We start from the raw sequence: 17,676 nt of genomic DNA, 5'->3' as shown, positions 1-17,676 counted from the left end.
CATAAGCATGCCCATTTAGAAGCACCTTGTGTAACATATGTTTGACAACTCTAGAGCAAATTATTAAAAAACTATGAGAGAACGATTGCGCATTTTAATTACTATGATAAAATAGGAGAGTAGATGCCAACTTTTACCTAAATAATTAGTAAAGAATTGGAGAAACTAATGATTGAAGACTTAATGACACCCAAAAATGCCCTTCTCACTCTACCGGAAACATGCACTTGTCTAGAAGCTATTGAATTATTAGAAAAAAATAATCTTCGTTGCGCCCCGGTGGTAGATGATAGCCAATCCATTTTCCGTGGTAACATTTACCGCTTCCATATTTATCAATATAAATTTCATCATCCTGACGCTGATCTTAGTTCTTTACCCGTGACCCGCTTTTTAAAAAACACCACCAAAATTATCCGTATTCACCATTCAATTTTGGAATTGTTTTTTGCCATAAAAGACCTACCCTATGTTGCTGTCTTAAGTAAGGAACATACCTTTTTAGGGATTGTGGAACACACAAACTTTCTGAGCTTTTTAAATCAAGCTTGGGATATGCCGGTCGTAGGCTATATATTAAAAGTAGAAGCCCTCGGTAAAAAGGGCAATCTCACTAAGATTGCCCGTCTAGTTAACCGTTATTGCGATATTTCTTCCTCAATGACCATTGATAAGACCGATTTTAACAACCGTTCCTATATCCTCTTTCAAATCCACCAAGATACTAGCCGTCTTACCTTTCAAAACCTCGTTCAAGATTTGCAACGCCGTAAATACACGGTTGAATTCTGGTACATTTAAAATATTTATCCCCGCTAACCTCTAATCGAAGAAGAGTTAACGGGGATTTTATAATTATTTAGGAAAATAAGGATTGTTCTGTCGCTCTTGGGCTACAAACGTTGGGTTGCCATGTCCAGGGTACAACTGATAATTATCACTCAAAGGTAAAATTTCGCGTTGAATACTTTCCATTAATTGTTGATGACTAGCATTCGGTAAATCCGTACGTCCAACACTGCCTGCAAAAACAAGGTCACCAGATATCACAAATTCATCCTCATCAAATAGATAAATCACATGACCTGGACTGTGTCCGGGTGTATGCTTCACTTCAAACTTAAAAGAAGCGATTGAAACTTCCCCCATACTTTCCCAAAGATGATCAGCTTTACGCTGAATAATCGGTTGAGTAAGCATTGTAGACAAGTTTAAGGCTGGATCACCGAGGAAATCAGCTTCTAATGTATGTACATAGACTGGAACGTGATAATAATCTCTCAATTGGTCTAAACCACCAATATGATCAAAATGGCAATGGGTTTGAAGAATAGCTTTCGGTTTCCAGCCTTGACCATCAATCCATTCAATCAATTTATCCGCTTCTGCACCCGGATCAAAAAGGATGACCTCTTGATTGGGATGAATCACTACATAAGTATTTTCCTGCATAGGACCCACTGTTTTCATAGCTACTTCTAACATATTATCCTCCTATATATAAATTCGAGGAACTCTTTCACTAATACATGATAATATTTCATAGGAAATAGTTCCTGCCATATGTGCCAACAAAGAGGGGTGATTATAATATTTACCATCTTGACCGATTATTGTCACTTCCGTTCCCACAGGGAATTCCTTGGGTAAACGAATCATTAATTGATCCATATTAATCACACCTAAAACAGGGCATGCATATCCTTCTACCAAAATAGGAATTTTAGCATAAGCGCGAAGCCAACCATCGGCATAGCCAATCGGAATAGTACCAATCCATTCATCCTCTGGACTTTCATAGCTTGCTCCATAAGAAATACGCGTTCCTTTTTCAACTTTCTTCACATAGGACAATTCAGACAACAATTGAAATGCTGGCTTCAAATTAAGTTCATTTGTAGAATTTTTACTGCGTAAACCCTCTTTATCTAAATGATAATCAGTAATTTGCTGGTCCGTCACTAAATCTTCAGGGACACAGTCTCTACTATTGAGACCATACATGGAAATACCTAAGCGTATAATATCTGATCGGTCGCCAATTGCAGGATAAAGTCCCATGGCTGAATTATCAAAGTGTCTTAAAGACACAAAATCAGGAATATAAGAAATTAAAGCTTGCCAACGCTCCCATTGATAGTCAATATAACTTAAGGGGCCACCACCAGCCGTTGCAAAATGAGTGAAAACCCCTTGCCAATTTAGCCACGAATAAGCTTTAACGCCTTCAACAAAGGCTAGTACTTCTTCTTTGGTCCTTAACCCCACTCGTGACATCCCCGTATCCAGCTTCAAATGAAATTTTAATGGATTCTCTTTCAACAGATTCTCTTGCTGATTCTTTTTAAGCTGGTGGAAAGACTGGTCAAAAAAGCTTAAATCTGAAACAGTAATCGTTAAATCATAATATAAAATCTCGGCTATTCCATAGGGTAATGTTAAGCCCATTACTAAAATTGGTATTTTAGTCAGACCCAGCTTGCGGAGTTGGATGGCTTCATCTACTGTGGCAACGCACAATCCATTCACACCTGCTTCAATGGCTGCCTTAGCAATTGGAATTGCTCCATGTCCATAAGCGTTGGCTTTAACTACTGCATATATTTGTTGATGTGAAGCTTTCTTATCTTGGTATAGCTTGATATTGTGTTTAATGTTTTCTAAACTAATGACTGCTTGCGTTGGGCGGTGCTCACTTGCTCGATACATTTTTTGACTCCTTACGACTTGTTTATAAATTTTTGATAGGCTTGGTCAATCGTTTGCTGATCACAGTCCATTACAACCATAGCCGTTGCGTAATCTTGACCATGACTAATCGATACTTTGGCATGTCTTATTATTGGACCTGCTGTAATCTTAGGTCGTCCTCTCTCGTCATTGATAATTGAAATATCAGAAAACTTCAAGTGTCCAATCCCTGTACCCATAGCTTTAACATAAGCCTCTTTAGCACAAAAGCGGCCAGCCAAATAAATGAGCTGCCGCTGAGAGGAATATTTATCAAATACTCGTAGTTCTTGATCTGATAATATTTTATTTGGAAAAGCTTTGTGTCTAGCTAGGGCCTTAGCAATCCGATCAATTTCTACAATATCAATTCCTATCTCCATTATAATACCTCAAATATTAACGCTCTTTTTTCTTCATCTTAAAATTTTTCTTGTTAGACTTTGAATAGTTGCCTTTATTACCACCGGAATATTTATTGCGGTTTGATTTGCCAGACTTTTTGCGATAGTTGTCACGATTATTCCGTTTTTTGCGGTCTGCATTTGGTAATGGTTTTTGCGGTGAAATCGAAACGGCAATTTCACGGCTTTCTGAAACAATTTGTCCTAAAAGGGCTGCTACTAAATCTTCCGCTTCATAGTTAGCTAAAAGTAGTTTAGCATTTTGCCGACTATGATTCACCTGGTCGCCTTCTAATTGCTCATTAATCTGTTCGATAATTTGGTGGATTTGTCCTTGTTGTGCTTCTTGAATGGTTGGTGGTTTCATCGGTTGCATTTGTTTACCGACTAATTTTTCGATGGTTCTTAAATAAGGCATTTCAGTCGGTAAGACAAAGGTTAATGACAAACCTTCATTGCCTGCACGCCCTGTACGCCCGATACGGTGAACATAAGACTCAGGATCTTGCGTAATATCATAGTTATAGACGTGAGTAACGCCTGTAATATCTAATCCTCTGGCGGCAACATCAGTTGCGACTAAGAGTTCTACATTGCCTTTTTTGAAGGCGTTAATCACGCTAGACCGTTTCTGTTGAGTAATATCACCATGGATCACTTCTGCATTGTAACCTCTTAGGTTTAGACCACGGCCGACTTCATCGACACGCTTTTTAGTCCGACAGAAGATAATCGCTTGCTTAGGCATTTGAACGTCAAGAAAACGTGATAAGGCATCAAATTTCTCATCGTCACGGCACTTAGCATAAAATTGCTCAATCAAGTCTGCTGTTACATGTTTTGTTTCAATATGTACATGAGCTGGTGATTTAAGAAATTGATCTGCTAAGTTTCGAATTGCTGGTGGCATAGTCGCTGAGAAGAGTAACGTTTGTCTTGCTTGAGGTGTTTTAGAAACAATCGACTTAATATCTTCAATAAAACCCATATTTAGCATTTCGTCGGCTTCATCTAAAACCAAAGTTTGTACATGCTCTAATTTCAAAACTTTTCGATTGATTAAGTCTAATAGTCGTCCTGGAGTCCCCACAATAACTTGTGGTTTATTACGTTTAATACGCTCAATTTGCTTACCGATTGGTGAGCCACCATAGACCACATAAATACGCGAACGAACGCCTTTTCCTAAACGAAATAACTCTTCCTGAACTTGGATAGCGAGTTCTCTTGTTGGAGCTACCACTAAACTTTGAATATTATCATGGTTGGTTTCCAGTTTATTTAATAAAGGCAGACCAAAGGCTGCTGTTTTTCCTGTTCCTGTTTGCGCTTGACCGATTAAGTCACGGCCCTCCAGTGCTACAGGTATTGCTTTTTGCTGGATGGGAGTTGGCTCTTCAAAACCTAACTCATCAAGTGTTTTAACTAATCGTTCATCTAATTGTAAATCTTTAAATTTCAAATAATTCTTCCTTTTCTTCTATTGATAAGAATTTCAACAAGGGACTGGGTATTTACCCCAGCCCCACTATCATCTGTTTATAAAGTTCTTAAACCTTATGGTTGATCATTGTGTTTTGATTCCAGTTAACGCCGTCACAACGCTCAGTAAGTCAACACCGAAGCTAGACTTAACTAGGATGACATCTTCATTTGATGTCTCTATACTAAGAGCGTCTATCAAACGTTGATGATCTGCTTTTTCATAAAACAACTGTTCCTTTGCAAAAGTTTTTTGCAATTCATCGTATAAATAAGCCATCTGGTCGCCAAACAAGTATACCTTATCTAACACGCTTACGTCCAGTGAATCTTTTAAACTACGATGATATTCTTCACTTTGGGCTCCTAACTCCCTAATATCACCCAAAACAGCAATTTTACGGCCCGCACCTTCTACTTCAACATCAGCCAAAGTATTTAAAACAGCTCGCATGGAAGTTGGACTGGCATTGTAAGCATCATTTAAAAGTCTAGCGCCATTTTTAGTGGTTAACCATTGTACCCGATTGGCTGTCAGTTTAAATTGTGATAATTGGAAAATAGCTTGTTCGGTAGGAACTTCTAATAGTTTAGCAATGCTTAGAGCAATTAAAGCATTAGTAACATTATAGGCTCCAATGATTGGGATCGAACATAACACATTTTCATCAATATTCGTGCGGAAAAAAGTTTTATTATATTCTTGATTAATAGCGTAAGCATAAAAATCGTCACTTTTTTCAAAACCAAAGCAGTAACTTTTAATTTTAACCTGTTTTTTTTGCAACTCTGCTTCAATTAAAGGCTCATTGCCAGGGTATAAGAAAATACCATTGGAAGTGAGACCATCTAATATTTCTAATTTTGCTTGTGTAATGCCTTGCCGACTCCCTAAAAATTCTAAGTGGCTCTCTCCGATAATAGTCACTACAGCAATATCAGGCTCAGCGATTTTACTTAATCGACTAATTTCTCCAAAGTCACTCATCCCCATCTCTAAGACACATACCTGCGTATCTTCAGGCATTTGCAATAGTGTATAAGGCATACCAATTTCGTTATTATAATTCCCTTGGGTTTTATGGACACTATATTTTGAAGTTAAACTCATGGCTGTCATGTCTTTAGCAGTTGTTTTACCATTACTCCCTGTGATACCTATCACAATAGGCTGAATAAGATGACGATAATAATTTGCTAATTGATGAAAGGCCGCTAATGTATCTTCAACCTTGATAACAATTAATTGTTCAGAGGGTGCTTCTTCTATAGGACGTGACCAAAAACAAGCGATGGCACCATTATCTATTGCATTTTGAATATAGTCATGACCATCCGTAGTACCCCCTACTAATGGAACAAAAAGACTAGCCTTTTTGACCTTACGTGAGTCAAACTCTACACTAGTAATTTCTTGACCTAAGACTGGCTGATAATTAAACGGATTTAGTTTTAAAGTCTTGATGATTTCGTTAATTTGAATTGCTTTCAAAGACTCGCTCCCTAACTTTTATAACTTTTCATTTGAGACCTTGTTTTATGTCGGCTCAACCCTAATTGAATGAGTTCTTCAATTAAGTCCCGATATTCTAAGCCTGTTGCTTTCCAAAGACTTGGATACATCGAGTATTGGGTGAATCCTGGCATGGTATTTAGCTCATTAATGTAAATATCATGGTTAGCAGTGACAAAAAAGTCGGCCCTTGCTAATCCAGAACCATCAATCACCCGATAAGCTTTTTTCGCATAGTTTTGAATTTCTTCAGATAGACTCTCAGGTAAATCAGCTGGAATTTCCATTTCAACCGTATTATTAATATATTTTTCGGAATAATCGTAGAAATCTTGGGTTTTTACCAATCGTCCCACACAAGACACGTGAATATCTTCATTACCTAAAACGGCTACTTCACACTCATCAGCACTAATTCCTTGCTCAACCACAATGCGACGGTCATACTTCAAAGCTTCATTAACTGCTTCAATTAGCTGATATTTATCTTGAGCCTTAGAAATCCCAACACTCGATCCCATATTAGCTGGCTTGACAAACATTGGGTACAGTAATGTTCCTTCAGCTTTAATAATTAAGTTTTCTTGCTGATTTTTCCACTCTACATCATCAAAGGAAACATAGGGAACTTGAGGAATGCCTGCTTGGGTAAATAAAGATTTAGAAATGATTTTATCCATACCATTTGCTGAAGCGGTAATCCCTGCTCCAACATATGGCATATCTAAAACTTCTACAAAGCCTTGAATAGTGCCATCTTCACCATTAGGACCGTGTAAAACAGGAAAGACTATGGCATCCTCCTCTTGAATCTCTCCCGGTTTTATAACCACTCCTTTTGAAGGTGTGTTTGTGGTTGACCACTTTGCATGATCTGATTCATTAAATATTAATTGCTGATCACCTAAAGAAGGTTCATTCATTTCCGGCCCTTGAATCCATTGCCCATCTTTGGTGATATAAATCGGCTGCACTGTATATAAATTGTACATAATTGCTTGCGAAATATTATGAGCTGAAATAATAGAGATCTCATGCTCAGCACTTTGCCCACCATATAGTAATATTATTTTCATTGAGTTCCCTCCGTCTTGTCTTCCAACTGTTGGCTTAAGTCTTCGATGCGCCATTGACTGGTTGATTCTTGGTAAATTATCTGTCCAACAGCATCTTTACGATCGAAATTACGTGTTAAATAAGTTAATTCATCCTCAATTATATATAGAGGGATACTCCAAGTATCATTTTCTTTAATGGCTTGTTTTAAATCAATTTTTAACCCATTCATAAATAGGGGGCTTAATTCCTCTACTAGTCTAACGGGCATTGGTGCTATTACTTTTTTCCGTCTTGTAAACCACCCAACATTTTCATTGATTATGTTAGACAGATGTTCACTTAGAGCCCGAGCAAAGCGCCCATAAAAGTGAGACATATGCCGATAATATGTTTTATTTAAGCCATTTGACATGGTTAAATAAACATAGTTATTTTGCAACTTATAAAAGAAAGGTGATCTCAAGGCTTTATTAGCGTGAAAAAGGTAGAGTAGTTCTGAAATTTCAACGGGGGTTAATTGGTGCATCAATTCCATACTATCGAAATCAATCCAATTAGACATTCGACGCCCTTCTTTTTGACAAAGTTCAAAATAGTTTAAAACTTCTGTCTGATTGCGTAGAATTTTAAAATCCGTTTGAACGTCAAAACGACCGAATTCTTCCGGTGCATTCGCTAAAATAATATTTTGTGGTAAATATTGACGATTGAAATCCATTATTTTTAGGCTTATTCCTCGCGTCATAAAATAATTAGTAACGGCATCATAATGCACATAAAGATTAATCCGATTCATTCTCTACCTCCTTTCTTTTAAAGATCGGTAACTCACATTCTACTCTCTTTGATTTCCAATGCAAAGCCTAATTTTAAAGAAGGCATAAAATTATTAGTCAAAAGAGACTTGAGGTGCTTGACGAGCAGCTTCTGGAGCTTCTAAATAAGTTTTCTCGCCAAATCCATGGACTCCCGCTACCACATTGTTAGGAAAAACTTGAACCTTCTCATTATAGGTTTGTACACTTGAATTATAAAGTTGGCGAGAAACTGCAATCTTGTTTTCTGTATCTTCAAGTGATCTTTGTAATTCTTGAAAATTAGCGTTCGCTTTTAGATCAGGATATTGTTCCGCTACGACAAGCAAACGTGATAATGCTGAAGTTAAGCTGTTAGATTTACTATTGATCATTTCTGGACTTGCATCAGCAGGTAGATTAACTAACTGCTGACGCGCTTTGGTCACATTTTCTAGTGTTTGGCGTTCGTGCTCAGCATATCCTTTAACTGTTTCAACCACATTCGGTATCAGATCGTTTCTTCTTTGAAGTTGAACGTCAATTTGACTAAAAGAACCTTCTACCCCGTTACGAGCTTTAATTAAATTGTTATAAACACCTACCCAAAAAAGAGCTATTATACCTATTACACCTAACAAAATATACATAAACATATCCTTAGCACATCCTTTCATATAAATCTATTATAAGCGATTGCAATAAAAGAGTGAATATAAAGCTATTATCTTTAACACCTTAATATCAGCGAAGATGAAGCACCATTATTTATTCTTAGACTTTAACGAGTCAATGAGGATGCCGCTTCTCTATCTAAGAGTACGTAAACATTCCGATGCTTTTGTAAAACACTAGCCGGTAAGTCTGATGTAATAGGGCCTTCAATCATACCTCGTACAGCTTGAGCCTTTTGACTACCAAAGGCCATAATTATTATTTTTTTAGCTTTTATAATAGCTCCCACACCCATCGTAATTGCTTTGGTAGGCGTTTCTTCTTTAGAACCAAAAAAACGTTGATTATCATCAATTGTAGATTGCGTCAGACTCACTAGGGATGTGCCAGCTTCTAAATCGGACCCAGGTTCGTTAAACCCTATGTGGCCATTCGAACCCAAGCCTAATAGTTGCAAATCAACCGGATTGTCTTTAATTACTTGATCGTATCGAGCTAACTCAGCATCGATATCTTTAGCCTGTCCATTCGGAATAAAAGAGCCTTTAAAGAGTTTGTTTTTGAAGAGATGGTCATTCATATAGAAAGCATAACTTTGAGGATTCTCGTCATCTAATCCAACGTATTCATCCAAATTAATTGCAACAGCCTGACTGAAGTCCATATCCGACTGACTTAAAAGCTCATATAATCTTTCCGGGGTCGATCCAGTCGCCATACCATATACATCAGCCCCCTCTTGCTGACTAAGCTTGAATATTTCTAAAGCTCTTAATGATGCCTCTTCTGAACTGTTATAGATTTCAACTCTCATAATAAATCCTCCTTAAGTATTAGGCTTTTTTCTTTTAAATAGTTTATCATTAAATATATATTTAACAAAGCAACATTAAATGACATTCTTCTCAAGCTGGCAACATTCAGGTAACAAACCACATAAATTAAATAATTAATGATAAACTAGTATTAACAAATCATTAGGGAGGAGAGCATAAAAGTGTGTGAGAAAAACAAGCTAAAATTAAACCATTCAAAGACTATTCTATGCTTTATAATGTTGATGTGTTTTTTTATCATCAGCATCAAATCTCCCTATATTGAAACGCAAGCTTCAGGCTTCCACAGGCTATCCAGTCCAGTTGAGACTAATCCCGTTAAAAACCCAAGCAACAAACAGACCACCAGCGTTGAAAAACCCGAGGATGAATCAACAACTATCACCCAGGAAGTGATTGCTCCTACTCCACCGATTACTTTCGATCCGAATGAAAGTACTCAAACAAGTCGTCAAGCTAGTAAAGATGAGTCAACAATCACAAGCAATCAATTAACAACCGTCACTAACGATCAAGAAGATAATGATAATCGTAATCAAGAAAAAATAACGACAACTCAGGAAAAATCCGAAACCTCTGAGCTGTCCGAGCAAACTACCACTTCTAAAGAAGTGGCCTTCGAAGCTGGTAAATTAACAGTTATTAAAAAAGATACCGTCCCATTGGCGTATATTCTCACTGAATTCGCCACCACCCTTTATGAAAATTCCGATTTTATTCAATCAATCTATTATCAAGGGGCCTTTCTAATTCGCCATCTATTAATTATTCCCGATGCAGACATCTTGACATTATTTGATCATAAAATTATTCGCTGGCTCAATCTTTATACAGAGTATTTTATGCAAAATAAAACGACTCCATAATCCTTGAAGCGCTACTAAATAAAAGAATATTTTTTCTTTTAACAGTTGATTTTAAAGGATTTTATTAGTATCTTATTTCTATTTTAAATAACTCTTATTGGCCATCTATTCCATTTTTTTGATTATATAAGATTTTCTTATTGTTTTAATAAGCTTTTCAAATGATTTCTCATTAAGTTTAAAAAAATTTATATCACAAAGCTTAATCTTATATGGTTAAGCTTCTTTTTATTAATAAAATATCATATAAAATTTTTAATACTCTAACTATACCAATCGGAATAAAATTAGTGTATAATATTGTTAAAATGATATATTGTAGGGAAGATATAAAATAAGGAGGGTCGCTATGTATATTTCTAATATTAATTCAGCTTCTGTTAAACTAGACAGTATTCAATCCGAAAAAATCACATCCAGTCAAAGATTCACAGTCCAATCTTCAGATAAATTGGTTTTAATTTATGTTCATAAAGGGGCAGCTGATTTCATCTCTGAAGAGAAAATAGGTGGTTTTAAGAAACGTGATATCATCATCCTAAATCCTAACCATTCGATTGAAATCCAACCAATCCGTAAATTAGAATGGTTTCGTGTTGAAATTTCCGGAATTTTGTTTACTTCATCTGCTGAAATTGAATCAATGGATAATATTTTTATCGTTTGCGATCAATCGCAGACCATTAAAAATTACTTAGATCTTGCCCTTATCGAATATAAACAACCCTTTAGAGGGTCTGAACTTGTTTTAAGAAAACTAATTGAGTGTGTCATGGTTCATGTGCTGAGGCACCATGAACTGTCCATTAAAGACTCCTCTATTCAAGTGCGTCACCAAGAAATCGAAATAATCAAAAACTATATTCGTGAACATTTTTCTGAAAAAGTAACTCTTGAACAGCTTTCTGATATTGTTGATATCAATAAATACTATATGATTAGACTGTTTAAACAACAAACAGGACTTTCTCCCATTGATTATCTAATTCATGTGCGACTGTCTGAAGCAGAAAAACTGTTAGCTCAAACGTCTATTACGATTTCAAAAATTTCTGATATAGTTGGCTTTCATTCTCCTTCACACTTTTCAAAAACATTTAAGGAAAGTAATCATATGACCCCTTCAGCTTATCGACGAAAGTTTTCTAGTTTAGCTTAATAAAACAAAGCGCTCCATGAAAATTCTATTTCATGAAGCGCTTATTTTATTCAATCCCTCTAACTTGGCGAATAACATCTGCAATTTTATGCACATACTTATCCACTAATTCGTCGGTCGGAGCTTCGGCCATTACTCGCAGTAATGGTTCCGTTCCACTTGGGCGAACTAAAATTCTTCCTTCACCGGCCATTTCTTTTTCAACCGATTCAATGACTTGTTGAACTTTTGCTTCTTCTAAAACAGTATGTTTATCTCTAACTCGAACATTGACTAACTTTTGCGGATAGATGATGACCTCTTCTGCTAATTCCGATAGTTTCTTCCCCGTTTCACTCATAACAGCCATTAATTGTACGGCTGTTAATAGACCGTCTCCTGTTGTGTTTAAATTTAAGAAAACGATATGTCCAGATTGTTCACCACCTAAGGTATAACCTCCTTCACGCATAGCTTCTACAACATAGCGATCTCCAACATTCGTTTTTATTGCAACCATTTCATTGGCTTCTAAAGCTTTATGGAAACCTATATTACTCATAACCGTTGAGACAATCGTATTATCATTTAATCGTCCTTTTTGCTTCAGATGATTTCCACAAATAAAGAGTATCTTATCTCCATCAACTAGATTTCCCTTTTCATCAACTGCAATTAAACGATCTCCATCACCGTCAAAGGCTAATCCTAGATCCACTTCTTTTTCCTTAACTAGCTCTTGCAAAGCTTTTGGATGAGTTGATCCAACCTGATCATTAATGTTTATCCCATTAGGTCGATCACCCATGGTGTAAAAATCAGTGTCTAAATCAGCAAATAACTGATTGATTAAGGGTGAAGTGGCTCCATTTGCCGCATCAATAGCGACACTCAATCCACTTAATTCAACTGAAATAGTTGATTGTAAAAAGTTCAGGTATTTTATAGTTCCTTCATGGAATTCGTCTATTAAGCCTAAGCCTTCAGCGGCTGGTCGAGGCAAATTATCTTCTTCTGAATCTAGTAGTTCTTCTATTTCTTCTTCTTGCTGATCAGATAGTTTAAAACCATCGGTACCGAAAAATTTAATCCCATTATCTTCTGCAGGATTATGTGAAGCAGAAATCATGATCCCCGCTACAGCATTTTGCGTTTTAGTTAAATAGGCTACGGCTGGAGTGGGTACAATTCCCAATTGCATCACTTCAATCCCAACTGACAAAAGACCTGCGGTTAAAGCAGCTTCTAGCATTTGTCCAGAAACACGTGTATCTCTTGCAACTAAGACTCTTGGTGTTTCAACAGATTCAGCGTGCTGTAAAAGAACATATCCTCCATATCGACCTAATTTGAATGCTAGTTCTGGACTTAATTCCTGATTAGCAACTCCTCTAACACCATCCGTTCCAAAAAATTTTCCCATTTTCTTCTCCTTTTTAAATCTTATAAGTGAGCTTTCTTAAATCTTTTCATTACGTTACTATTGACTTAATTTCACTGGCTCGATTATAACTTCTACTTTAGCCTCATTGATACTCGCGCTCGAAATACCACTCGGTAAATTCAGTAACCCTACAACTTGACCTGATTCTGTCTGTTCGGAAACATCTACAACAAGTTCTACTTCTTTAATCGGATTAAGGATTTTCTGACTACCAAATAATGTGACTTTATCTTGACCAACAATGGAATAACGATAATTATTTTTTGTATTATCTTCTCCTATAGCAGTAATTTTCAAAGGAAATTCTTTCGAGTTTTGGACAATGTTCACTTGTGCTTTAATATCCATTGTTTCTGAGTTCACATCGAGAGGCTTTCCATCTTTGTCTAAAATTTGTAAGCGATAATTACCTGCAAAGGATTCTGCAACCGGTTGGTTAGAGCGAATACTAATGCCCACAAAATCAATGGCATTAATGGCTCTTTGACTGCCTACTAATTTAACTTCTTTTGGATCAATATTAACAGACTCTACCTTAAAATCTGATTCTAATTGAAGATCATCAAGTGAAACTTCAACAGCAACCGTCACGACTTTACGCTGTTGGACCTCTACTTTTACTTTAGAAGGCGAGATGGTATAAGTGATTTCATCGGGTAAACCGTCTATTAATAATAATAGTTCTCGATCACCAATTTGACCTTTAGAAATTTTCTCAGTTTGAACCATAATGTTTTCGCGTGTCACTTGGTTCAAAATATTTTTAGGGCCATCAAGACGAACGGTCACACTTTCTTTAAGATCACTAACGTAAATATCATCGGGATGATCGCCTAAATATAATGGCACATTATACAAAGTCTCCGATGTATTAAAACTAGAAGCTAATTGAGAATTCACGGCTGCATTACGGGCATTGTTTTCGTTAGTAACAAAAGTATAAATAAATAGAGCAAAAATTAATGAAATAATTCCCACAGCCCAGTTTTTTTCAAATATCTTATTCATTATTTTTGCCTCCTTTACTTGAGCGCATCCTGTTAAAGAGGGTTTTAAACATATTAGAATCTTGACTTTTTGAGTCTTTTTTTTCTATCTCTGTATAAAGATATTTGTTAAGCAAATCATGTAGTTCTTCTTTATCTAGATCACGATGTAAAAAATCATTCTTTACAATACTAATTGCGCCCGTTTCTTCGGATACTATTAATGTCAAAGCATCTGTTTTCTCTCCCAGTCCAATTGCCGCCCGGTGCCTTGTTCCTAATTCCTTAGGAATTAATTTACTTTCCGAAAGCGGTAAATAACAAGAGGCAGACGCAATTCTAAAGTCATTGATAATGACTGCTCCATCATGCAAAGGCGTGTTGGGAATAAAGATATTGATTAATAATTGACTAGAAATTTCAGAATCTAATGTTGTCCCAGTACTAATATATTCTTCTAAAGAATCTTCACCTTCAATAGAAATGAGCGCTCCAATTTTACGCTTTGACATATAGAGTAAGGATTTTTTTAAATCCTCAATTAACTCTTCACTCGGATTTCTTGAAGATTGTCTATTTCTAAAAAGGATTTTCCCTAAACTTTCTAACGCTTTTCGCAATTCAGCTTGGAATAAAATAATAAGGGCGACTACTCCCCATGAAATAACTTGCCCCAATAGCCAATCGATTGTTTGTAAACCAATTCCTTGACTTACAAATTTGGCAAAAATAATTAAGCCTATTCCTTGCAAAAGATTCATTGCCCGAGATTGTTTAGCATAGCCTATTAATCGATAAATAATGAACCAGACAATGAAAATATCCAGTAAACTCACAAATGGATGGTTGCCTAGGAACTGATTGAGCCACTCTAGCATCCTTTCACCTACTTTCAACTTAATTACTATTTTACCATAGTCTCATTAACCCATGGTAAAATTTATTTATTGACCCGCTGCCTTCTTAAAGTAAAATGATCCGGTATAGGATCTAATCCTCCTTCACGGAAGGGGTGACATCTTAAAATACGTGCTAAACCCATTAAAGAACCTTTAAGTGCGCCAAACCGCTCAATCGCTTGAATGGTATAACTTGAACAAGTTGGTGAATAGCGACACGAAGGAGGCGTTAAGGGGGAGATGTATTTTTGGTAGAATCTTATCATTCTAATAAATATCTTTTGCATTTTTACCTCCAATCATTACAATAACCATTTTCTTCTATTATAATAGTTTATGTAGAAGTTACCAAGTAGGAGGAAAAATATGAACAAATTAGCTACAAAAAAACTACTAGACGCTATGCAGAAAAAAGATATCTCACAATTTTTAATATCTGACCCCTCTACAATTGATTATTTAGTAGGATACCATACAGATCCTGGTGAAAGACTTTTATTATTATCAATTAAGCGTAATGGACAAATGCAACTGATTCTTAACCAATTATTCCCTACTTTTAAGGAAAAAGATAATCTAGCTATTAAATATTATAATGATGGAGAACCCATTATTAGAGAATTAGCTGAAGGTTTAGAGGCTGGTAATATCGGTATTGATAAAAACTGGCCAAGTCATTTTTTAATTAACTTGATGAAACAACATCCTAATGCTGAATATGTAAATGGAAGTCCCTTAGTGGATAAAATTCGTGCTATCAAATCAAAAGAAGAAATTGATATCATGCGGGAAGCATCACATCGGAACGATCAAGTCATGCAAGCACTGATTAAAAAGATAGATGCAACCACTAGTGAAAATGAAATAAAAGAACAACTAGCTTCATTATATAAAGAGTACGAATGCGACGGCTTTTCATTTGAACCGATTATTGCCTATGGACCCCATGGTGCTGACCCCCATCATAGTACCGATGATAGTTTACCTCAAGTGGGACAAAGTATCATCATTGATATTGGATCAAGTTATAAAGGATATTGTTCAGATATGACTCGAACTGTCTTTTTTGGCGAAGTGTCCGATAAGCATAAAGAAATCTATCAAACTGTTTTAAAAGCGAACGAAGAGGCTATCAAACAGGTAAAACCAGGGGTGTCATTTGCATCCATTGACTTAACCGCAAGAAAAATCATCGAGGATGCGGGCTATGGTGAATACTTCACTCACCGCACCGGACATTTTATTGGTAGAGACGTCCATGAATATGGGGATGTTAGCCAACATAATCATAATAAAGTAGAAGTGGGAAATGTTTTTTCAATTGAGCCCGGTATCTATCTTCCAGGTGAAATGGGCGTACGCATAGAAGACCTAGTTGTCGTTACAGAAACAGGCTGTGAAGTCATCAACTTAGCGAATAAAGAACTAACCATTCTGCCTAACAAATAAAAAATAACCCTTGTGGCTAATGTAAGCTGCAAGGGTTTCTTAATTTTTTTAATCATGAAGTGCCAGTCCAGCATCATTTAACCATGCATAGACGAGACCAATAACAAGTCCGCCACCAATAAAGTTTGCAACCCAAGCAACAGTCCAAGCTAAAAGAACAGGCACTAACTGAAGAGCTTCTGCTTGATAATTACTAAAAGCAACTAAACTAAATGATCCAAAGTTAGCCACCACATGTTCATAACCTAAAAACACAAACATGAAGATAGCGCCGAAAACAATAACTATCTTAGCAATTTCTTCTTTGGCCAATAAATAACCAACAATTGCTATGTTTACAAAGGTGTTGGCTAAAATCCCTTCGATGAAGATCAAAGCTAAATCTTTACCTAACTTTCCATTTACAGTAGTAACAATAAAGCTTTCAGCAGTCAATTGACTGAAAGCGCCTGTTTGGGCAACGATAAAGGCCGCTACAAAAGCTCCAACTAGATTACCAAGGGTACAAAATAGAAGAATCTGAACGGTCTTGTTAGGACTTATAAACTTGTGATAAGTACCTGCCGTTAAATACATCATATTTGAAGTAACTAATTCTTGATGTAGGAATAAAATAAATAAAAGACCAAAAGCAAATAGGATTGAATAAACGAACTTGCCAATATGAGGAGCTCCAACATTAATATAATCCGCAGCATAAACGCCAATAGCTGTAGCTAATACTAACATAGCTCCTGCATACATAGAACGTACAAAATAACGCGCTTTACTCTGTTCGAACAATCCAACCTTCTTATTTACAGAAGACTCAATGATCTTAACAAACTGTGACTCATTTACAATATTTTCTCTCATTCTTTAACTCCTTTAAAGTTATTTAACAACATTCTATAGTTTAGAGGTTTATTACTTTATTATCAAGTTAAAATAATAGAAATTATAGCAAGAATAATGAAAATTTAAAGACAGTGAGTGGATATAAGTTTTGAAATTATAACTTAACTAGTATTACAGGGAAATCTTTCTTCAAAAATAAATTGAAGAAAAGAAAAAGCTTTATTAGAAGAAGTTAAAGAGAAATTCTTCGTAATAAAACTTAAAATTGTTTATTTATTTTATAAAAGCCACCTGCCGGGATTGAACCGGCGACCTCTTCCTTACCATGGAAGCGCTCTACCTGCTGAGCTAAGGCGGCAAAAAGAAATCTATAAAAAAAAAGACTCCGCCAGTAGGGCTCGAACCTACGACATCATGATTAACAGTCATGCGCTCTGCCAGCTGAGCTATGGCGGAATAACTTTGATATGACACGCGTGGCAACGTCCTACTCTCACAAGACCAAAGGTCCAACTACCATCGGCGCTAAGAAGCTTAACTGCTGTGTTCGGCATGGGTACAGGT

General features: G+C 36.2%; 18 protein-coding genes, 2 tRNA genes and 1 rRNA gene. 4 read left to right on the top strand and 17 right to left on the bottom strand.

Annotated features, from left to right (window positions below; translation table 11 throughout):
- The first annotated feature begins 168 nt into the window (after nucleotides 1-168).
- Nucleotides 169-801, top strand: coding sequence for a cyclic di-AMP binding protein CbpA (gene cbpA / locus ACQV2G_RS08185; RefSeq protein ID WP_428875121.1), 633 nt, complete (start codon nucleotides 169-171; stop codon nucleotides 799-801).
- A 54-nt stretch (nucleotides 802-855) separates the two neighbouring features.
- Here the strand turns inward: cbpA and ACQV2G_RS08180 are convergent, their stop codons facing one another.
- From ACQV2G_RS08180 to ACQV2G_RS08140, 9 genes are all read right to left on the bottom strand, one after another.
- Nucleotides 856-1,485: an MBL fold metallo-hydrolase gene (locus ACQV2G_RS08180; RefSeq protein WP_428875120.1), complete on the bottom strand. Its 630-nt coding sequence runs from the start codon at nucleotides 1,483-1,485 to the stop codon at nucleotides 856-858.
- A 9-nt stretch (nucleotides 1,486-1,494) separates the two neighbouring features.
- On the bottom strand, nucleotides 1,495-2,709 hold the full coding sequence (alr, locus tag ACQV2G_RS08175; protein WP_428873976.1) for an alanine racemase: 1,215 nt from the start codon (nucleotides 2,707-2,709) through the stop codon (nucleotides 1,495-1,497).
- Between the two features lie 11 nt (nucleotides 2,710-2,720).
- Nucleotides 2,721-3,113 (bottom strand): holo-ACP synthase, encoded by a 393-nt coding sequence (gene acpS / locus ACQV2G_RS08170; protein ID WP_428876577.1) that lies wholly within the window; start codon nucleotides 3,111-3,113, stop codon nucleotides 2,721-2,723.
- A gap of 16 nt (nucleotides 3,114-3,129) precedes the next feature.
- Nucleotides 3,130-4,596: a DEAD/DEAH box helicase gene (locus tag ACQV2G_RS08165; RefSeq protein WP_428873974.1), complete on the bottom strand. Its 1,467-nt coding sequence runs from the start codon at nucleotides 4,594-4,596 to the stop codon at nucleotides 3,130-3,132.
- A 105-nt stretch (nucleotides 4,597-4,701) separates the two neighbouring features.
- The gene (locus ACQV2G_RS08160; RefSeq protein ID WP_428876575.1) at nucleotides 4,702-6,108 is read right to left on the bottom strand and encodes a UDP-N-acetylmuramoyl-tripeptide--D-alanyl-D-alanine ligase; all 1,407 of its coding nucleotides are present in this window, start codon (nucleotides 6,106-6,108) and stop codon (nucleotides 4,702-4,704) included.
- Between the two features lie 11 nt (nucleotides 6,109-6,119).
- Nucleotides 6,120-7,205, bottom strand: coding sequence for a D-alanine--D-alanine ligase (locus tag ACQV2G_RS08155; protein ID WP_428873971.1), 1,086 nt, complete (start codon nucleotides 7,203-7,205; stop codon nucleotides 6,120-6,122).
- On the bottom strand, nucleotides 7,202-7,984 hold the full coding sequence (locus tag ACQV2G_RS08150) for a hypothetical protein (protein WP_428876574.1): 783 nt from the start codon (nucleotides 7,982-7,984) through the stop codon (nucleotides 7,202-7,204). The genes ACQV2G_RS08155 and ACQV2G_RS08150 overlap by 4 nt, the downstream gene beginning before the upstream one ends.
- Before the next feature lie 93 nt (nucleotides 7,985-8,077).
- Nucleotides 8,078-8,638, bottom strand: a complete 561-nt coding sequence (locus ACQV2G_RS08145; protein WP_428873969.1) for a LemA family protein — start codon at nucleotides 8,636-8,638, stop codon at nucleotides 8,078-8,080.
- Between the two features lie 125 nt (nucleotides 8,639-8,763).
- Complete coding sequence (locus ACQV2G_RS08140; RefSeq protein WP_428876573.1) at nucleotides 8,764-9,471, bottom strand: glucosamine-6-phosphate deaminase; 708 nt, start codon at nucleotides 9,469-9,471, stop codon at nucleotides 8,764-8,766.
- A 183-nt stretch (nucleotides 9,472-9,654) separates the two neighbouring features.
- Between ACQV2G_RS08140 and ACQV2G_RS08135 the strand changes: the two genes are divergently transcribed.
- Together ACQV2G_RS08135 and ACQV2G_RS08130 are read left to right on the top strand one after the other, a co-directional pair.
- Nucleotides 9,655-10,359, top strand: coding sequence for a hypothetical protein (locus ACQV2G_RS08135; protein ID WP_428876572.1), 705 nt, complete (start codon nucleotides 9,655-9,657; stop codon nucleotides 10,357-10,359).
- 349 nt (nucleotides 10,360-10,708) lie between these two features.
- On the top strand, nucleotides 10,709-11,518 hold the full coding sequence (locus ACQV2G_RS08130; RefSeq protein WP_428873965.1) for a helix-turn-helix domain-containing protein: 810 nt from the start codon (nucleotides 10,709-10,711) through the stop codon (nucleotides 11,516-11,518).
- A 46-nt stretch (nucleotides 11,519-11,564) separates the two neighbouring features.
- On the opposite strand, the gene glmM is transcribed toward ACQV2G_RS08130, so the two are convergent.
- The 4 genes from glmM to yidD form a co-directional block, all read right to left on the bottom strand.
- Nucleotides 11,565-12,920, bottom strand: coding sequence for a phosphoglucosamine mutase (gene glmM, locus ACQV2G_RS08125; RefSeq protein ID WP_428875113.1), 1,356 nt, complete (start codon nucleotides 12,918-12,920; stop codon nucleotides 11,565-11,567).
- Between the two features lie 57 nt (nucleotides 12,921-12,977).
- Nucleotides 12,978-13,949 carry a CdaR family protein gene (locus ACQV2G_RS08120; protein WP_428876571.1) on the bottom strand — a complete coding sequence of 324 codons (972 nt, stop codon included), beginning with the start codon at nucleotides 13,947-13,949 and terminating at the stop codon, nucleotides 12,978-12,980.
- Nucleotides 13,942-14,805 carry a diadenylate cyclase CdaA gene (cdaA, locus tag ACQV2G_RS08115; protein ID WP_428873962.1) on the bottom strand — a complete coding sequence of 288 codons (864 nt, stop codon included), beginning with the start codon at nucleotides 14,803-14,805 and terminating at the stop codon, nucleotides 13,942-13,944. Before cdaA ends, ACQV2G_RS08120 begins: the two co-directional genes overlap by 8 nt.
- Before the next feature lie 62 nt (nucleotides 14,806-14,867).
- Nucleotides 14,868-15,113, bottom strand: coding sequence for a membrane protein insertion efficiency factor YidD (gene yidD, locus ACQV2G_RS08110; protein WP_428873961.1), 246 nt, complete (start codon nucleotides 15,111-15,113; stop codon nucleotides 14,868-14,870).
- A 79-nt stretch (nucleotides 15,114-15,192) separates the two neighbouring features.
- Between yidD and ACQV2G_RS08105 the strand changes: the two genes are divergently transcribed.
- Complete coding sequence (locus tag ACQV2G_RS08105; protein ID WP_428876569.1) at nucleotides 15,193-16,275, top strand: M24 family metallopeptidase; 1,083 nt, start codon at nucleotides 15,193-15,195, stop codon at nucleotides 16,273-16,275.
- Between the two features lie 48 nt (nucleotides 16,276-16,323).
- Here the strand turns inward: ACQV2G_RS08105 and ACQV2G_RS08100 are convergent, their stop codons facing one another.
- The 4 genes from ACQV2G_RS08100 to rrf all read right to left on the bottom strand — a co-directional run.
- A complete protein-coding gene (locus tag ACQV2G_RS08100; protein ID WP_428873959.1) occupies nucleotides 16,324-17,130 on the bottom strand; it encodes a formate/nitrite transporter family protein in 807 nt (268 codons plus the stop codon).
- Between the two features lie 267 nt (nucleotides 17,131-17,397).
- Nucleotides 17,398-17,470, bottom strand: a tRNA-Thr gene (locus tag ACQV2G_RS08095).
- A 25-nt stretch (nucleotides 17,471-17,495) separates the two neighbouring features.
- Nucleotides 17,496-17,568: transfer RNA gene (locus ACQV2G_RS08090), tRNA-Asn, on the bottom strand.
- Nucleotides 17,569-17,586: 18 nt separating this feature from the next.
- Nucleotides 17,587-17,676: ribosomal RNA gene (rrf, locus tag ACQV2G_RS08085) — 5S ribosomal RNA — on the bottom strand; the annotation flags it as partial.

It is taken from the genome of Facklamia sp. P12955 (assembly GCF_050409565.1).
Taxonomy (GTDB): domain Bacteria; phylum Bacillota; class Bacilli; order Lactobacillales; family Aerococcaceae; genus Facklamia.
The sequence above is the reverse complement of the archived record's forward strand: the minus strand, read 5'-3'. Positions and strand labels throughout refer to the sequence as shown.